This is a genomic window from Streptomyces sp. NPDC001770 (assembly GCF_053596135.1).
The window spans coordinates 23,766-40,900 of sequence record NZ_JBSFFN010000020.1 but is presented as its reverse complement, the minus strand read 5'-3'; the positions used below and the strand labels follow the sequence as shown (position 1 = coordinate 40,900).

Below are 17,135 nucleotides of genomic sequence, written 5' to 3'. Positions count from 1 at the left end.
TCTCCCGTACGCCTCAGGCGCCGAACGCCTTCGACTTCCCCTTCACCGGCTTCGCCCCGGCGAGCAGGTGCGCGGGCACCAGGTCGCGGGCGGGCTCGGAGTAGCCGACCGAGACGATCTTGTCGCCCTGGTAGGTGAAGCTGGTCAGCGAGGCCAGGGTGCACTGCCGCTTGCGCGGGTCGTGCCAGAGCCGGCGGCGCTCGACGAAGCTGCGCACGATCCAGATCGGCAGCTGGTGGCTGACGCAGACCGCCTCGTGACCCCGGGCCGCGTCGCGCGCGGCGTCCAGGGCGCCCATCATCCGTACGACCTGCTCGATGTACGGCTCGCCCCAGGAGGGCTTGAACGGGTTGGTGAGGTGCTTCCAGTTGTCCGGGTTGCGCAGCGCGCCGTCGCCGACGCCGAAGGTCTTGCCCTCGAAGACGTTGGCGGCCTCGATCAGCCGCGCGTCGGTGGCGAGGTCGAGCCCGTGGGCCTTGGCGACCGGGGTCGCGGTCTCCTGGGCGCGCTCCAGCGGGGAGGAGACGACGTGGCGGATGTCGCGCTGTTCCAGGTGCTCGGCGACCCGGTCGGCCATCTTCCGGCCCAGCTCGGAGAGGTGGTACCCGGGCTTGCGCCCGTAGAGCACGCCCTCCGGGTTGTGCACCTCGCCGTGGCGCATCAGGTGGACGACGGTGATGTCCTGGGCGGAACCGTTCTCGCTCATGCGGTGGCCTCCGAGGCGGCGCGGGCGGCGGCGGGCAGGGCGTCGGCGATGCGCTCGACGGCCCGGGAGTCGTGGGCGGTGGAGACGAACCAGGACTCGAACGCCGAGGGCGGCAGGTAGACGCCCTGGGACAGCATCGAGTGGAAGAAGGCGGTGTAGCGGAACGCCTCCTGCTTCTTCGCGTCGGCGTAGTTCCGGACCGGTCCGTCGGTGAAGAACACGGAGAACATGTTGCTCGCCGTGGACACGTGGTGCGCCACGCCCTCCTTGCTGAGCGCGCCGCTGACCAGGCCCTGGAGCTCGGCGGAGACCGCGTCGACCTTCGCGTACGCGGCGTCGTCGAGCAGCCGCAGCTGCGCGAGGCCCGCGGCGGTGGCGATCGGGTTCCCGGAGAGGGTGCCCGCCTGGTAGACCGGGCCGGCCGGGGCGAGGTACGCCATGACGTCGGCGCGGCCGCCGAAGGCCGCGGCCGGGAAGCCGCCGCCCATGACCTTGCCGAAGGTCATCAGGTCGGGGCGGACGCCGTCGATGCCGTACCAGCCGGCCTTCGAGGTACGGAAGCCCGTCATGACCTCGTCGGAGATGAACAGCGCGCCCTCGGCCGCGCACAGCTCCTTCAGCCCGGCGTTGAAGCCGTCCACCGGCCGGACGACGCCCATGTTGCCCGCGGCGGCCTCGGTGATCACACAGGCGATCTCGCCGGGGTGCGCGGCGAAGGCGGCGCGGACGGCCTCCAGGTCGTTGTACGGCAGCACCAGGGTGTCTCCGGCCTGCGCGCCGGTCACTCCGGGGGTGTCGGGCAGCGCGAAGGTGGCGACACCGGAGCCGGCGGCGGCCAGCAGCGCGTCCACGTGGCCGTGGTAGCAGCCGGCGAACTTCACGACCTTGGCCCGGCCGGTGAAGCCGCGCGCCAGCCGGATCGCGGACATGGTCGCCTCGGTGCCGGACGAGACCAGGCGCACCTGCTCGACGGGCTCGACGCGGGCCACCATCGCCTCGGCGAGCGCGACCTCGCCCTCACCCGGCGTACCGAAGGAGGTGCCGCGGGCGACCGCCGCCTGCACGGCGCCGATGACCTCGGGGTGGGCGTGGCCGAGAATCATCGGCCCCCACGAGCAGACGAGGTCGACGTACTCGCGGCCGTCGGCGTCGGTGAGGTACGGACCGGTGCCGGACACCATGAACCGGGGCGTACCGCCTACGGCGTTGAAAGCGCGCACCGGTGAGTTCACGCCACCGGGTGTCACGACGGACGCGCGGTCGAAGAGCGACTGTGAAACTGGGGCTTCGTATGAATACGCCACTTTGGTCCTGATCTGCGATTCGGGGGGTCGGAGGGCTGGTGGGGACATCGCGGCCACCGGTGAGCAAGGAGCGCGCACTCCTCGTATCACGAAAGGGCGTCAGCCCCCTCGCGTCTGCGAAACTGGGGCGTCATGGGGAAAGCTCACACATGCCATGGTGTCAGAGGCGCGCGCGGACTCGCGGGCAGGTGTTTCGCCGCACGCCTGGTGGGGAGGTCACTGACACGATGATCGGGTTGCGCGGTGGGGCTGTGTCTCCTAAGAAGTAGTCGGGTGGATGAAATATGCATCGCGGTGGCGGAGTGGGCGAAGGCACCGACGGCCTGGGGCCCGAGCCTGCCCGGCGTGGGCGTCACCGGCGTGATGCTGAACGCGTACAGGGCAGCAGACCGGCACCGGATGCCGGCAGCGGTCCCGGAATCAGGAGCGGTGGCCGGGTGGGGGTGACCTACAAGTACTTCGGCGCCCCGGACGGGGCGACCGCCGCACGCGTGCCCATCTCGATGCGCCCGGAGGAGCTGGGCGGCGACGAGCTGGGCATGGGGGGCATGTTCACCAAGATCAAGCCGGAGACGGTGGCCGCCATGGTCCTCACCGGTATACAGGGGATCCCGCTGCACCAGGTCCCGCCGCTGGAGCTCGTCGTCCTCCACCCCGACTACGCCGTGGTGAAGCTGCCGATGACGGTGGTCGACCCCCTGCGTGAGGTGGGCGAGGAGACGGTGGGCGCGGCGGCCTTCATATGGTCGACCGTCCCCGACCGGGGCGGCCCGCGCGACGCCTTCAACGTCTACCGCCTCCTCCACGAGTGGCAGGACTTCTCCGTCCGCCTGCACGACGCGGGCCACCAGGCCTACTGCCTGGTGTGGCCCTGACGCACGGAAGCACCGGGGCGTGGACCCCGGAGTGGAACGCTCCCGGGTGCACCGGAGCGCGACTGCGCGCCCTGCGCATCCATCAGTAGTCATCCGGCCATTAATTGGCCGAAGAACGATCTCCAGTCGGGCCCCGGAATCTGCCGACACAAGAGGACATCCGCTGTAGGAGGTCCCGCCGTGGGCGATGTGCTGCCGATCCTGTCCGTCCCCGCCGTGGCCCTCGCCAGTGGCGCGTACGCCGTGGGCGCGAGCTGGTGGCGCCGACGCCACCCGGCCCCGCCCTCCCCGTACACCCGCCAGGCGCTCCGGCTCGCCGAGGAACGGACGCTGGTCACGGCCGAGGAGATCCTCGCCGACGCGTACGCGGCGTTAGGGCCGCTCTACGCCCCGTCCGTCCCGGGCGCGGACCCCCACGGGGCCGGCCCGGGCGCGCGGGCCTCGGCCCGCACCTCCGGCTCGGCCCCGCAGGTCTGACGCCGGTACCGGACCGGAAACGCCTCGCTCCACCGCCCTCCCCGGTGACATCCTGAGCCCGTGACCAAGCCTTCCGCGCCCGGGCCTCCCGCGGCCAAGCAGCAGATCACCGTCGAAGTCGCCCCCGAGCTGCGGTTGTTCGTCGCGCACGAGCGGCGGAAGGGGGTGACCGCGCTGGTGACGGACGGGGTGTCGACCCTCGGGCACGTCGTGGAGTCGCTCGGCGTGCCGCTCACCGAGGCGGGAGCGCTGATGGTGGACGGGGCGGTGGTGCCGGTGTCGCACGTCCCGCGGTCCGCGGAGCACCTCGTCGTCCGCGCGGTGGAGCGTCCGCAGCGGGTGCCGGGAGCGCCGTTGCGGTTCCTGCTGGACGTACATCTGGGCACGCTGGCGCGGCGGTTGCGGCTGCTGGGCGTCGACGCGGCGTACGAGAGCGAGGACATCGGCGACCCCGCGCTGGCCGCGCTCTCCGCCCGTGAGCGGCGGGTGATGCTCTCGCGGGACCGGGGGCTGCTGCGGAGGCGGGAGCTGTGGGCAGGGGCGTACGTGTACAGCGACCGGCCCGAGGAGCAGCTCCGGGACGTGCTGGGGCGCTTCGCGCCGGTCCTGGTGCCGTGGTCGCGCTGCACCGCGTGCAACGGGCCGCTGCGGGAGGCCGACAAGGACGCGGTGGCCGACCGGCTGGAGCACGGTACGCAGGCGGCGTACGACGTGTTCGCGCAGTGCACGGTGTGCGAGCGGGTGTACTGGCGGGGCGCGCACCACGGGCATCTGGAGACGGTGGTCGCGGACGCGGTGCGCGAGTTCGGCGGGCCGGACGCCGCCTGAGGGCCCGGGGCCTTCCGGTCCGGCCTGATCCAGCCGAAAGCCCGGGGTCCGGCCTGATCCAGCCGAAAGCCCGGGGTCCGGCCTGATCCAGCCGAAAGCCCGGGGTCCGCCTCTGCCTATCCTGGCCCCGTACCGGTCACCTGTCCGAGGGAGTTCGTCATGGCCGCCACCCCGATCGCCGTCATCACCGGCGCGAGCAGCGGCATCGGTGCCGCAACCGCCCGCCGGCTCGCCGCCGAGGGCTACCGCGTGGTGCTCACCGCGCGCCGCAAGGACCGCATCGAGGCGCTGGCCGAGGAGATCGGCGCGGCGGGCCACCAGGCGACGGCGTACGCCCTGGACGTGACCGACCGCGCGGCGGTCGACGAGTTCGCCACCGCGTTCCGCTCGCTCGCTGTCCTCGTGAACAACGCGGGCGGCGCGCTCGGCGCGGACCCGGTCGCCACCGGGGACCCGGCGGACTGGCGCCAGATGTTCGAGACGAACGTCGTCGGCACCCTCAACATCACCCAGGCCCTCCTGCCCGCCCTCACCGCGAGCGGCGACGGCACGGTCGTGGTGCTGACCTCGACGGCCGGCCACGGGACGTACGAGGGCGGCGCGGGGTACGTCGCGGCCAAGCACGGCGAGCACGTGCTCGCCGAGACGCTGCGACTGGAGATCGTCGGAACGCCGGTCCGGGTCATCGAGATCGCGCCCGGCATGGTGAAGACCGAGGAGTTCGCCACCAACCGGTTCCGTGGCGACGAGGAGAAGGCCGCCAAGGTGTACGCGGGCGTCGACGCGCCGCTCACCGCCGAGGACGTGGCCGACACCGTCGGCTGGGCCGTGACGCGCCCCAGCCACGTCAACATCGACCTCCTCGTCGTCCGCCCGCGTGCCCAGGCGTCCAACTACAAGGTCCACCGCACGCTCTGAGCGGCGGCTGCGCGCCCACAGGCCCGGCCTGTGGGCGCGTGCTCCGTCTCAGCCCTTCACGCAGACCAGCTGCTTCAGCCTGGCGACGACCTCCACCAGGTCCCGCTGCTGGTCGATGACCTTCTCGATCGGCTTGTACGCGCCCGGGATCTCGTCCACCACGCCGGAGTCCTTGCGGCACTCGACGCCGCGCGTCTGCTCCTCCAGGTCCTTGGTGGTGAACCGGCGCTTCGCGGCCATCCGGCTCATCCGCCGGCCGGCGCCGTGCGAAGCGGAGTTGAAGGACTTCTCGTTGCCGAGGCCCTTCACGATGTACGAACCGGTGCCCATGGACCCGGGGATGATCCCGTACTCGCCGGAGCCCGCCCGGATCGCGCCCTTCCGGGTGACCAGCAGGTCCATACCGTCGTACCGCTCCTCCGACACGTAGTTGTGGTGGCAGGAGATGACCGGCTCGAAGGTGACCTTGGCCTTGCGGAACTCCTTGCGGACCACGTCCTGGAAGAGCCCCATCATGACGGCCCGGTTGAACTTGGCGTACTCCTGCGCCCAGAACAGGTCGTTGCGGTAGGCGGCCATCTGCGGGGTGTCCGCGACGAAGACCGCGAGGTCGCGGTCGACGAGTCCCTGGTTGTGCGGGAGGCTCTGGGCGATGCCGATGTGGTGGTCGGCCAGCTCGTTGCCGATGTTGCGCGAACCGGAGTGCAGCATCAGCCAGACCGAGCCCGCCTCGTCGAGGCAGAACTCGATGAAGTGGTTGCCGCCGCCGAGCGTGCCCATCTGCCGCACCGCCCGCTGCTGGCGGAACTTCACCTCCTCGGCGATCCCGCCGAACCGGCTCCAGAAGTCGTCCCAGTCCGCCGCTCCCGCCCCCGTCAGTCCGGCCGGGTCCACCAGCTCCTCGTGCATCCCGCGCCCGACCGGGATGGCCTCCTCGATGCGGGAGCGCAGCCGGGAGAGGTCGCCCGGCAGGTCGTTCGCGGTGAGGGACGTCCTGACGGCGGACATGCCGCAGCCGATGTCCACGCCGACGGCGGCGGGGCAGACCGCGCCGTGCATGGCGATCACCGAGCCGACCGTCGCCCCCTTGCCGAAGTGGACGTCGGGCATCACGGCGAGCCCCTTGATCCACGGCAGGGTCGCGACGTTGCGCAACTGCTGCATCGCGACGTCCTCGACCGACGCGGGGTCGGTCCACATCCGGATCGGTACCTGCGCTCCCGGCATCTCCACGTACGACATGAACCCTCGATTTCCCCCGACAAGGACCTGGCAGGACGGACAGCAGAACAGACGACAGGACAGACAGCAGAAGAGGCCCGAAAAGGCCCAAAAGACTTAAAGCGCAAAACCGGTGCCAAGATCGGCAAACATCTCGGCCGACCGGCATGCACAGCTGCACGTGCGATACACATTGTGTCCATCGGCCGCCGTAGCGCGGCAACTCGTTTTCGTACCGAAGGGGGCCTGGGACCTTGCGACCCATGGCGTACGTTCCCGGCATCGCGCTTCTCGCGGCGCTCGTCGCCGGCTGCACCGGGGGCTCGGGCACCGAGGACGCCACCGCCGACGCGAAGCCGGGCGCCCCGGCCGTCTCCGTCGCACCCCCCGGCAAATACCAGACCCTGCCGGAAGCCTGCCGGTCCGTGAGCGTGAACACGCTCAAGCAGCTCCTGCCGGGTGTGGCGGAGCTCCCGGAGGACCAGCGGGAAAGGGCGTACGAGGGCCGGGCCTCGGTCACGTACGACACCGACCGCAAGGTGGGCTGCAGCTGGCAGGCGCGGACCTCCGATTCGACCCGCACCCTGGTGGTCGACTTCGAGCGGGTCGTCTCCTACGACCCCTCGGTGAGCGACGAGGACAGCGCCGCCACCGTGTACGGGAAGAAGGCGGAGGCGGTCGGCCTGCCCGCGCCCTCCCTCTCCTCGTCCCCCTCGGCGGACGACTCGGCGGACCACTCGGCCGACCCCTCCACCGACGCCTCGGCGGACTCCCCGTCGGACCCGGCCGCGTCCGACGCGGCGGGAGTGGCGCCGCAGGGCTCCACCTCCCCGACGGCGACCGCGTCACCGACCCCGGACGGGGACGACAGCGGCGGCAACGCCTCCGACGAACGCGCGCCCCGGGTACTCGACAACATCGGAAATGCCGCATTCCTTGACGATTCGCTCGAAAGCGGAGGTTCCGCGGCGCAGCGTCGCACCGTCAGCGTGGTCTTCCGCACATCGAACGTGGTCGTGACCGTCCGGTACGCCGAGCAGGATGCCGACGCCGACGACGTGCCCGAGAGTGCGGAACTCCAGGAGAAGGCCCAGGCACTGGCCCGCGGGCTGGACGAGAACATCAACGAATAGACCGCTCCCGCGGGCGCCGGCAGGACCCTCACCGGGGCCGTCGCGGGCCGTCGCCGTGGCCGCGCGGCTTCCGCGTCCGTCGTACGGTGGCTCCTCGGAACACGCACCCGCACCACCGCCCGCCCGTACACCGACCGCCGCACGGCGCCCGCCCGAAAGCCGCGCACGAACGACCGCACGGCTGAACGCCGGCCCGACCGCACGACCGCGATCGCCGTCCCGTCCGAGTGAAGGAACCATGCACCGATCAGCTCCGCGACTGTCCCGCATACTCCTCTGCGCCGCCGTCCCGGTGATGCTCGTCGCCGCCGGCTGCTCGTCGGACTCCGGCGACGACGCGAAGGAGAAGGGCACCGGCTCCACCGCCTCCGGCTCGTCGAGCGCCGCCGCCTCAGCCTCACCGACCCCCACCGTGGAGCCGGCGAAGTTCGCCGGGCTGCCCGACCCGTGCAAGGCGCTCTCCGCGAAGACGGTCAAGAAGCTCGTCCCGTCCGCGAAGAAGGCCGGCGGCACCGTGGGCAAGTCCTCCGACGACGACGCCCGGGGCAGCTGCTCCTGGAACGGCCTGGACGACAAGGGCGTCAAGGGCTCCGTCTACCACTGGCTGGACATCGGCTTCGTCCGGTACGACTCCGACGAGGCCCTCGGCAGCGGCGCCGACCGGGCGACCGCCGACTTCACCAAGTCGGTCGCCAAGGCGCAGGCGGTCGACGGCGCCAAGAAGCTGGAGACCGCACCCGTCTCCGGCATCGGCGACCAGGCGACCGCCGTCACGTACACCCTGAACAAGACGAGCGAGGACTTCTCCTACGCCGCGGTCGTCGTGCGTACGGCCAACGTCGTCGTCTCGGTGAACTACAACGGCACCGGTTACGCGGGCGCCAAGGCCCCGTCCGCCGCGGACATCCTGGCGGGCGCCCAGACCGCGGCGAAGGAGGCGGTGGCGGCCGTCGGCGGTGCGGGCGGCACCACCACGGACGACTCGTCGAGCCCGAGTGCCACCACCAGCTCCAGCCCGAAGACCAGCAGCGGCAAGAGCGGCGACGACGAGAGCGACAGCCCGAAGACGAGCAGCGGCAAGAGCGCCGCCTCGGACTCCGGTTCCGACGCGGACTCCGACTCGGACGCCACCGCGAAGGCGACGCCCAAGGCGACGAAGAAGTCCTGACGCCCGGACGGCGTCCGGTCAGGACGTCTTGCGGGTCCCGCTCCGGGGTCCGGCTGCTTTCCGAGGGCCGGACCCCGGAGGTGTGTCCGGGCGGCCCTCGGCGAGCATGGCGCGCATCGGCGCGTCCCACCGCACCACGCCCGGCGCCGTGCGCTCCGTGAGGGCGGCGACCAGGCGTCGGCGGTCGGCCGGGGAGACGAACGCCATGCCGAACGACGTACGGGTCGCGCCGACGCCCTCGAACCTCAACGCCTCCACGCCACGTTTCTTGTCCGGCGGACGCCCGCCGGACACCGAACGCAGCCGGTCGAGACGGAAGGAGACGGTCCGCAGGGGCTGCCGCACGGTGACGGTGTGGGAGGTGACGGTGACGGCGCATCTGCGGACGGCCATCAGGACGGCCGGGAACAGTACCGCCATGCCGCCGAAAAGCCACCACTGCAACGCCCCGCCGTTCACGAACGCCTTGAACGCCTCGATCGCGAGGAGGATGGCGGTGGGGGCCAACGCGCGGCGGGCACCGGGGCGTACGGAGACGACGTCCGAGGTCATGGGTCATCACCAGGCCTGCTCGTAGTGGCCGAGAGGGCCGCGGACGCCCTGTCGCGAGCTCAGCGTAGGACCGGGAAGGGCCGGTCCCTCCGGCCGGTCCCAAGTCGTGACCGAAAATCGCCCCTGGGCCAACGTCGCAGCCCAGAGCCCTCTTTGCGGAATCCATGACTCCCCTCTGAGCCCCCTCCGGGCGGCCCTCCCGGCCTCCCCGCGCATCACGACTCGTACACATGTGCCAGGCTGACCCCACCGGATGTCAGAAGCCGGGCGGAGAACAGAGGTCGGGGAGGGGATCGCGGGTGGCCGCGATGCAGCTCACACGCACGCACCGGGTACTCATCGGGCTCGTCGTCGCAGGAGCGGTGGTCATCGCCGCGATCGGCTTCGCGGGCTCGTACGCAGCCGTGCGCGAACTCGCCCTGGAGAAGGGGTTCGGCAACTTCTCCCTGGTCTTCCCGATCGGCATCGACGCGGGCATCTGCGTGCTGCTGGCCCTGGACCTGCTGCTGACGTGGATGCGCATCCCGTTCCCGCTGCTGCGCCAGACGGCGTGGCTGCTGACGGCCGCGACCATCGCGTTCAACGGCGCCGCCGCCTGGCCCGATCCGCTGGGCACCGGCATGCACGCGGTGATCCCGATCCTCTTCGTCGTCGCCGTCGAGGCCGCCCGCCACGCGGTGGGCCGGATCGCCGACATCACCGCCGACAAGCACATGGAGGGCGTGCGCCTCACGCGCTGGCTGCTCTCCCCCGTACCGACGTTCAAGCTGTGGCGGCGCATGAAGCTCTGGGAGCTGCGCAGCTACGAACAGGTCATCAAGCTCGAACAGGACCGGCTGGTCTACCAGGCCCGGCTGCAGGCCCGCTTCGGCCGGACCTGGCGGCGCAAGGCCCCGGTCGAGGCGTTGATGCCGCTGCGGCTCGCCAAGTTCGGCGTACCGCTCGCCGAGACCGCCCCGGCCGGGCTCGCGGCGGCCGGGATCGAGCCCGTGCTGCTGCCGCCCGCTCCGAAGCCCGAACTCGTCCCGTACCAGGGGGAGCAGAACCGGCAGGGCAGCCAGCACCAGCAGGGCGACCAGGACCGGCAGAGCACGGAGCACGCGCAGGACGTGGAGCGCCGGCAGGGCGGTGCGCCCCACCCGCAGCAGCGCGGCCTCCCCCCGCGCGCGTCCCTCCCTCAGCAGCGGCAGCGGAACTCCGTTGCCCAGGACGGGTATGCGCCGGACGGGTACGCCCCCGAGGACGTCCCGCCGGACGCGTATCCGCAGGACCCGTACCCCCAGGGGCCGTACCCGCAGGACACCCAGCAGCAGGAGCGCGGCGACTGGGCGCCGGAGGACCCCGACCAGGACGCGCAAACCAGCCCGTGGTTCGCGGGGCAGCCGGCGGACCAGCCGTACCAGGGCGACTACGACCCCTTCTACGAGGACACCTTCGAGCGCACGCCCGCCCAGGTGCCCACCGGCCCCGGCGGCCGGACCCGCCCGCTCGGCAACGTGGGCACCATCGGCGCCGTCCCGCACCCGCGCGCCGGGCAGCAGGAGCCCGGACACCAGCCGGAGGCCGGGCCGCAGGGCGGCTCGCAGGCCGACGAGGACGCGCGGGAGGCGGTCCAGGAGGCCGAGGAGACCGTGCGGGAGGCCGAGCGCGAGGCCAACGAGCAGGCGGAGCGGGCCGCACGGGTCACCACCGAGGCGGAGAACGCGGAAGACGCCGAATACGCCGAGATCGCCTACCAGGTCTTCCGGACCTTCGTCCGGACCAACAGCGGCTACCCGAGCGTCGACGTCCTCGGCATCCACCTCGCCGACGGCCACAACGTCCAGCACCCGCGCAGCGCAGCCCTGCTGCGCCGCCTGATGCCGGAGTTCAAGCAGCGGTTCGACGCGGAGCTCGCGGCCGACCACATCGCCTGAGCCGGAAGCGGAAGCCGGGCGTCGGAGTTGAGCGTCGGGCGTCGGGGTTCGGGCGTCGGGCGTCGCACCGCGCGTGCGGTCCGCCCTCTCCGTAGCGAACGCCTGCGGTGATCACCGTGTCGACGGGGAGCGCGCACCCGAACCCGTGAAGAGCGGACACAACCCAGCGGAGGAGGGGCCGCCACCCGGATCACTCCGGGTGGCGGCCCCTCCTTCACGTCCTAGCTGTGCTTATGCCCCGAGCAGCACCCGCACCCGGTCCGCGCCGACGGCGAGGAGCAGGGTGGGCAGGCGCGGGCCGGTGTCCCGGCTGACCAGCAGGCGGTAGAGCAGTGCGAAGAACGACCGCTGGGCCACCTTGAGTTCGGGCGTCGGCTTGGCGTCCGGCTCAAGGCCAGCGAGCACCTTCGGCACGCCGTAGACGAGCGTGGTGAGCCCGTCCAGCGACCAGTGGCTGTCCAGGCCCTCCAGCAGCAGGCGCAGCGACTCGCGCCCCTGCTCGTCGAGGGAGCCGAGGAGTTCGGCGTCGGGCTCGGTGCGCACGATCGTGCGGGCCTCGGCCGGGACCTGGGTGGTGATCCAGTTCTCGGCGCGGTCGAGGCGGGGGCGTACCGCGTCGAGCGAGGTGAGCGGGTTCTCCGGGTCGAGCTCGCTGAGGATGCGCAGGGTCTGGTCGTCGGCGCCGGCGGTGATGTCGGCGACGGAGGCCAGCGTGCGGTACGGCAGCGGGCGCGGGGTGCGCGGCAGTTCGGCGGCGGCCGTGCGGACGGCGCGGCCGTGGGCGGCGAGGTCCGCCGGGAGCGCGGTGCCCTCGGCGACCTTGCGCTCCAGGGAGTCCCACTCGTCGTAGAGCCGGTTGATCTCCTGGTCGAAGGCGATCTTGAAGGACTGGTTGGGCCTGCGGCGTGCGTACAGCCAGCGCAGCAGCGGCGCCTCCATGATCTTCAGGGCGTCGGCCGGGGTCGGCACCCCGCCCTTGGAGGAGGACATCTTCGCCATGCCGGAGATGCCGACGAAGGCGTACATCGGGCCGATCGGCTGGACGCCGTCGAAGACCTCGCGGACGATCTGGCCGCCGACGACGAACGAGGAGCCCGGCGAGGAGTGGTCCACGCCGCTGGGCTCGAAGATCACGCCCTCGTACGCCCAGCGCATCGGCCAGTCGACCTTCCAGACCAGCTTGCCGCGGTTGAACTCGTTGAGCCGCACGGTCTCGGCGAAGCCGCACTCCGAGCAGGTGTAGTTCAGCTCGGTGGTGTCGTCGTCGTAGGAGGTGACGACGGTGAAGTCCTTGCCGCAGTTGCCGCAGTACGGCTTGTACGGGAAGTACCCGGCGGAGCTGCCGCCGCCGTCGTCCTCGTCCGCCGCGCCGGAGCCCTCGGCGGCCTCCAGCTCGGCCTCGTCGATCTTCTTCTGCTGCTGCTTGCCCTTGCCCGCGGCGGCCGGGTCCTTCTTCGTCCGGTAGCGGTCGAGGACGGCGTCGATGTCCGCGCGGTGCTTCATCGCGTGCAGGACCTGCTCGCGGTAGACGCCCGCGGTGTACTGCTCGGTCTGGCTGATCGGGTCGTACTCGACGCCCAGCTCGGCCAGCGCCTCGACCATGGCGGCCTTGAAGTGCTCGGCCCAGTTCGGGTACGCGGACCCGGCCGGGGCGGGCACCGAGGTCAGCGGCTTGCCGATGTGTTCGGCCCAGGACGCGTCGATGCCGGGGACACCGTTCGGGACCTTGCGGTACCGGTCGTAGTCGTCCCACGAGATCAGGTGGCGGACCTCGTACCCGCGGCGGCGGATCTCGTCGGCGACCAGGTGCGGGGTCATGACCTCGCGGAGGTTGCCGAGGTGGATCGGGCCGGACGGGGACAGGCCGGACGCGACGACGACCGGTTTGCCAGGCGCACGACGCTCCGATTCGGCGATGACATCGTCCGCGAAGCGGGAGACCCAGTCGGTCTCGGTGCTTGTCTGACTCTCGGCCACGGTCGGCACGCCCTTCTCTCGTACAGGAATCTTTCGGGGGCCCTGCCATTCTCCCAGGTACACGGCGGAGCGCGAAAAGGGCTTTGTGAGCGCGCTCAAATGGCTTTGCGAACGCGCTCACCGCCCGTGGGATACTTGGGGAAACCCATTACCCCCTACGGAAACGGCAGCCGGCACATGGCCTCGGTCCCTTCCCTCGCTTCCACGCTCCAGCAGCAGCTGGCGGACGCCCTGACGGCAGCTCTGCCGGACGCCGGCGCCGCCGACCCGCTGCTGCGACGAAGCGACCGGGCCGACTTCCAGGCCAACGGCATCCTGGCGCTGGCCAAGAAGCTCAAGGGCAACCCCCGTGAGCTGGCCTCGCAGGTCACGGCCGCGATCCCGGCGGGCGAGCTGATCAAGGAGATCGAGGTCTCCGGGCCCGGCTTCCTCAACATCACCCTCACCGACCGGGCGATCCTCCGGACGCTCGCCGAGCGGGCCGCCGACGCGGAGGGCCGCCTCGGTGTGCCGGCCGCGCCGGACGCGGGCACGACGGTCATCGACTACGCCCAGCCGAACGTCGCCAAGGAGATGCACGTCGGCCACCTGCGGTCGGCGGTCATCGGCGACGCGATGGTGCGCATCCTGGAGTTCACCGGCGAGTCCGTGGTCCGGCGCCACCACATCGGCGACTGGGGCACCCAGTTCGGCATGCTCATCCAGTACCTCGTCGAGCACCCGGACCAGCTGGGCCACGAGAGCGCCGACGCCGCTTCGGCGGGCGAGGCCGCGATGTCCTCGCTGAACCGGCTCTACAAGGCGTCCCGCGCGCTCTTCGACACCGACGAGGAGTTCAAGGCCCGCGCCCGGGACCGGGTGGTCGCGCTGCAGGCCGGTGACCCGGAGACGCTCGCCATGTGGCAGCGGTTCGTGGACGAGTCGAAGGTCTACTTCTACTCCGTCTTCGACAAGCTCGACATGGAGATCTCCGACCCGGACATCGTCGGCGAGTCGGGCTACAACGACATGCTGGAGGAGACCTGCCGCATCCTGGAGGAGACCGGCGTCGCCGTGCGCTCCGAGGGGGCGCTCTGCGTCTTCTTCGAGGACGTGAAGGGCCCGGACGGCAACCAGGTCCCGCTGATCGTCAAGAAGACCAACGGCGGTTACGGCTACGCGGCGACCGACCTCTCCGCGATCCGCGACCGGGTGCAGAACCTCAAGGCGAACACCCTGCTGTACGTCGTGGACGCCCGGCAGTCGCTGCACTTCAAGATGGTCTTCGAGACCGCCCGCCGGGCCGGCTGGCTCGGCGAGGACGTCAAGGCGCACCAGCTGGCCTTCGGCACGGTCCTCGGCAAGGACGGCAAGCCGTTCAAGACCCGTGAGGGCGTCACCGTACGGCTGGAGGACCTCCTCGACGAGGCGGTCTCCCGGGCGACGGCCGTGGTGCGGGAGAAGGCCGAGAAGGTGGGCCTCTCCGAGGAGGAGATCGTCGAGAACGGCCGGTACGTCGGCATCGGCGCGGTGAAGTACGCCGACCTGTCCACGTCCGCCGTGCGCGACTACAAGTTCGACCTGGACCAGATGGTCTCGCTCAACGGCGACACCTCGGTCTACCTCCAGTACGCCTACGCCCGTATCCGCTCGATCCTCCGCAAGGCCGGCGACGCGAAGCCCGCCGCCCACCCGGAGCTGGAGCTGGCCCCGGCAGAGCGTGCGCTCGGTCTGCACCTGGACCGGTTCGGCGAGACCCTGGACGAGGTCGCGGCGGGTTACGAGCCCCACAAGCTGGCCGCGTACCTCTACCAGCTCGCCTCGCACCTGACGACGTTCTACGACCAGTGCCAGGTCCTCAGCGACGACAACGCCCCCGAGGTCGTCGAGAACCGGCTCTTCCTCGTGGAGCTGACCGCCCGCACCCTGCACACGGGCATGGAGCTGCTGGGCATCCGGACGCCCGAGCGCCTCTGACGTCCTGGTGCCACGGACGCCCGAGCGCCTCTGACGGCGGGGCGCGCCTGGCGCACACAGGCCCTGCGGTCGACGCACGGAGGCCCGGCGGATCTTCCCGATCCGCCGGGCCTTCTCCATGCGGGCGTCCGTACGCGTCAGGCCTGCGGCTACTGCGGCCGTCCCAGCGCCCACCCCGACACGTCGGCGAGCCGTCCGCGCCAGAGCGGCAGCAGCACCGGGCTGACCCCGCCGACGCTGAGGGTGACGTCCCGCAGGTGGATCCAGCGCGGCAGCCCCGGGTCCTCCTCGGCGCCGAACTCGCTCAGCCCCTGGTCGACGGATTCCGGGAATTCCGCGAGGAGGTTCGCCCCCTCGCCCTCCACCTGGCGCAGGCTCCGCGCCCACTCCGCCTTCCACTCCTCGTGGCCGATCAGGTCCCCGTGCAGGACCCCGCCGGAGATGGTGAGGGTCAGCGGCAGGCTGGAGCGGAGTTCACGGTCGAGGAGCTGGATCAGCAGCTGGAGCTGGAGATCCGGCACGGGTTCGGTGATCACCGCCGCCGTCGTCGTTTCCCGTGAAGTGTCGGCGAACGCGCTCATGGGCCTCTCCCTTCAGGTGACGTACGGCCCGGGGGCGGGGCGGGCGATGCCCCCGGCCGTACGGCGGCTGGGGCCTTTCATGTGCCCCGCGCGGCCCACCCCACACCTCGGGGCGGGGCCCAGAGGAACCGGCGGAGGGGCGGGGCTCAGAGGAACCGGCGGATCGGGTACACCGACGCCTCGCGGGCCCGCTGCACCAGCGAGCGGCGGCGCCAGCGGCGGCCGTCGATCAGCACGCTCGCGTCGCGGTCCTGCTCGAAGTGGCCGTCGAGCACGGCGGTGAACTCCGGGTCCAGCACGGCGAGCATCACCTCCTCGTCGTGGTCGAGGGAGCGCCGGTTGAAGTTGGTGGAGCCGATGAGGGCGGCGACCCGGTCCACGGTGAGGGTCTTGGTGTGCATCATCGTCGGCTGGTACTGGTGGATCTTCACTCCGCACGCGGTCAGGTCCTCGTAGAACCGCTGCCCGGCGAGCTGGCAGACCCGCTTGTCCGTGTACGGGCCGGGGAGCAGGATCTCCACCTCGACGCCGCGGCGGGCGGTGGCGCAGAGCAGCTCGGTGAAGAACTCGTCGGGCGCGAAGTACGCGGTGGTGAGGCGGACGCGTTCCTCGGCGGATTCGAGGACGACCCGGATCAGGGTCTGCATGTCCTGCCAGCCGAAGCTGGCGGAACCGCGTACCACCTGCACGATCGCGTCGCCCTCGGGAGCGCCCGGCACGAACCGGTCCTCGGCGTCGAAGAGCTCCTCGTGGCACTCGGCCCAGTTCTGCGCGAACGCGGCGGCGAGCCCGTCGACGGCGGGGCCGCGCAGCCGGACGTGGGTGTCGCGCCACTCGTGTTCGTTGCGGGCGTCGCCGCACCACTCCTCGGCTATCCCGACCCCGCCGGTGAAGGCGGTGCGCTCGTCCACGATGAGCACCTTGCGGTGGCAGCGGTGGTTCTGCTTGAGCGGCGAGAGGTAGAGCGGCTTGCGGAACCATGCGACGTGCACGCCCGCGTCGCTCATCATCGCCAGCTGGTCCTTCTCGATGAGCCGGCTGCCGAACCCGTCGAGGAGCAGCCGCACCCGGACCCCGGCCCGGGCGCGTTCGGAGAGCGCCTCGGCGAACTTCTCGGCGATCTCCCCGCGCCAGTAGACGAAGGTCATCATGTCCACGGTGTGCTCGGCGGCCCGGATCGCCCCGAGCATCGCGCCGAATATCTCGTCGCCGTTGCGGAGCGGGAGCAGCTCGTTCCCCTCGGTCGCGGCGATCCCGATGAGGCGTTCCAGCCGCCGTCTGAGGCGCTGGACCCGCTGGGCGGAGAGCTCGGGGTCGATCGTGCCGGTCGCTCCGGCCCGTTCGGTCCGCCCGCTGTCTTCGCCGGCCTCGCTGCCGTCGCTGCCGGAGGCGGCGGTGAGAATGCTGCTGCTGGTCATGGATCCCCCTCCGGGGTTCGGGGACGGCGTCCCGGCGGGAACCGGGACCGAGTCGGCCGTCGTTCCGGATGCCCGGGATGGGGCGGGCCACTCCCGCGGTCCAGG

At 71.5% G+C, this 17,135-nt stretch carries 15 protein-coding genes; 8 read left to right on the top strand and 7 right to left on the bottom strand.

The annotated features are described in order from the left end of the window. Positions 1 to 13: 13 nt before the first annotated feature. Both ACWCSV_RS19185 and hemL read right to left on the bottom strand, forming a co-directional pair. Positions 14 to 706: a histidine phosphatase family protein gene (locus ACWCSV_RS19185; RefSeq protein WP_451143659.1), complete on the bottom strand. Its 693-nt coding sequence runs from the start codon at positions 704 to 706 to the stop codon at positions 14 to 16. Then, the gene (hemL, locus tag ACWCSV_RS19180; protein ID WP_327177267.1) at positions 703 to 2,010 is read right to left on the bottom strand and encodes a glutamate-1-semialdehyde 2,1-aminomutase; all 1,308 of its coding nucleotides are present in this window, start codon (positions 2,008 to 2,010) and stop codon (positions 703 to 705) included. Before hemL ends, ACWCSV_RS19185 begins: the two co-directional genes overlap by 4 nt. A 284-nt stretch (positions 2,011 to 2,294) precedes the next feature. Between hemL and ACWCSV_RS19175 the strand changes: the two genes are divergently transcribed. The 4 genes from ACWCSV_RS19175 to ACWCSV_RS19160 all read left to right on the top strand — a co-directional run bounded on the left by ACWCSV_RS19175 (position 2,295) and on the right by ACWCSV_RS19160 (position 5,108). After that, entirely contained in the window at positions 2,295 to 2,885 is a 591-nt protein-coding gene (locus ACWCSV_RS19175) for a hypothetical protein (protein WP_451143657.1), read from the top strand. A 180-nt stretch (positions 2,886 to 3,065) separates the two neighbouring features. Then, positions 3,066 to 3,362, top strand: coding sequence for a hypothetical protein (locus ACWCSV_RS19170; protein ID WP_451143655.1), 297 nt, complete (start codon positions 3,066 to 3,068; stop codon positions 3,360 to 3,362). Positions 3,363 to 3,422: 60 nt separating this feature from the next. Next, entirely contained in the window at positions 3,423 to 4,190 is a 768-nt protein-coding gene (locus ACWCSV_RS19165; protein ID WP_451143653.1) for a Mut7-C RNAse domain-containing protein, read from the top strand. Between the two features lie 159 nt (positions 4,191 to 4,349). Further along, the gene (locus ACWCSV_RS19160; protein ID WP_451143651.1) at positions 4,350 to 5,108 is read left to right on the top strand and encodes an SDR family NAD(P)-dependent oxidoreductase; all 759 of its coding nucleotides are present in this window, start codon (positions 4,350 to 4,352) and stop codon (positions 5,106 to 5,108) included. A gap of 48 nt (positions 5,109 to 5,156) precedes the next feature. Here the strand turns inward: ACWCSV_RS19160 and ACWCSV_RS19155 are convergent, their stop codons facing one another. After that, the gene (locus ACWCSV_RS19155; RefSeq protein ID WP_451143649.1) at positions 5,157 to 6,350 is read right to left on the bottom strand and encodes an RtcB family protein; all 1,194 of its coding nucleotides are present in this window, start codon (positions 6,348 to 6,350) and stop codon (positions 5,157 to 5,159) included. 242 nt (positions 6,351 to 6,592) lie between these two features. On the opposite strand from ACWCSV_RS19155, the gene ACWCSV_RS19150 reads away from it, so the two are divergent. Next, positions 6,593 to 7,462: a DUF3558 domain-containing protein gene (locus tag ACWCSV_RS19150; RefSeq protein WP_451143647.1), complete on the top strand. Its 870-nt coding sequence runs from the start codon at positions 6,593 to 6,595 to the stop codon at positions 7,460 to 7,462. A gap of 238 nt (positions 7,463 to 7,700) precedes the next feature. Then, on the top strand, positions 7,701 to 8,630 hold the full coding sequence (locus tag ACWCSV_RS19145; protein ID WP_451143645.1) for a DUF3558 domain-containing protein: 930 nt from the start codon (positions 7,701 to 7,703) through the stop codon (positions 8,628 to 8,630). Positions 8,631 to 8,648: 18 nt separating this feature from the next. Here ACWCSV_RS19145 and ACWCSV_RS19140 read toward each other — a convergent pair whose 3' ends face one another. Further along, positions 8,649 to 9,182, bottom strand: coding sequence for a hypothetical protein (locus ACWCSV_RS19140; RefSeq protein ID WP_451143643.1), 534 nt, complete (start codon positions 9,180 to 9,182; stop codon positions 8,649 to 8,651). Positions 9,183 to 9,481: 299 nt separating this feature from the next. Here ACWCSV_RS19140 and ACWCSV_RS19135 point away from each other — a divergent pair, with 299 nt between their 5' ends. Next, entirely contained in the window at positions 9,482 to 11,098 is a 1,617-nt protein-coding gene (locus ACWCSV_RS19135; protein WP_451143641.1) for a DUF2637 domain-containing protein, read from the top strand. Between the two features lie 231 nt (positions 11,099 to 11,329). On the opposite strand, the gene lysS is transcribed toward ACWCSV_RS19135, so the two are convergent. Then, positions 11,330 to 13,084, bottom strand: a complete 1,755-nt coding sequence (lysS, locus tag ACWCSV_RS19130; protein WP_451143639.1) for a lysine--tRNA ligase — start codon at positions 13,082 to 13,084, stop codon at positions 11,330 to 11,332. Between the two features lie 168 nt (positions 13,085 to 13,252). Here lysS and argS point away from each other — a divergent pair, with 168 nt between their 5' ends. Beyond that, positions 13,253 to 15,031, top strand: a complete 1,779-nt coding sequence (gene argS, locus ACWCSV_RS19125; RefSeq protein WP_451143637.1) for an arginine--tRNA ligase — start codon at positions 13,253 to 13,255, stop codon at positions 15,029 to 15,031. Between the two features lie 149 nt (positions 15,032 to 15,180). Here the strand turns inward: argS and ACWCSV_RS19120 are convergent, their stop codons facing one another. Continuing rightward, positions 15,181 to 15,612 (bottom strand): hypothetical protein, encoded by a 432-nt coding sequence (locus tag ACWCSV_RS19120; RefSeq protein ID WP_451143635.1) that lies wholly within the window; start codon positions 15,610 to 15,612, stop codon positions 15,181 to 15,183. A 146-nt stretch (positions 15,613 to 15,758) separates the two neighbouring features. Next, on the bottom strand, positions 15,759 to 17,030 hold the full coding sequence (locus tag ACWCSV_RS19115) for a phospholipase D-like domain-containing protein (RefSeq protein ID WP_451143633.1): 1,272 nt from the start codon (positions 17,028 to 17,030) through the stop codon (positions 15,759 to 15,761). Positions 17,031 to 17,135: the final 105 nt, after the last annotated feature.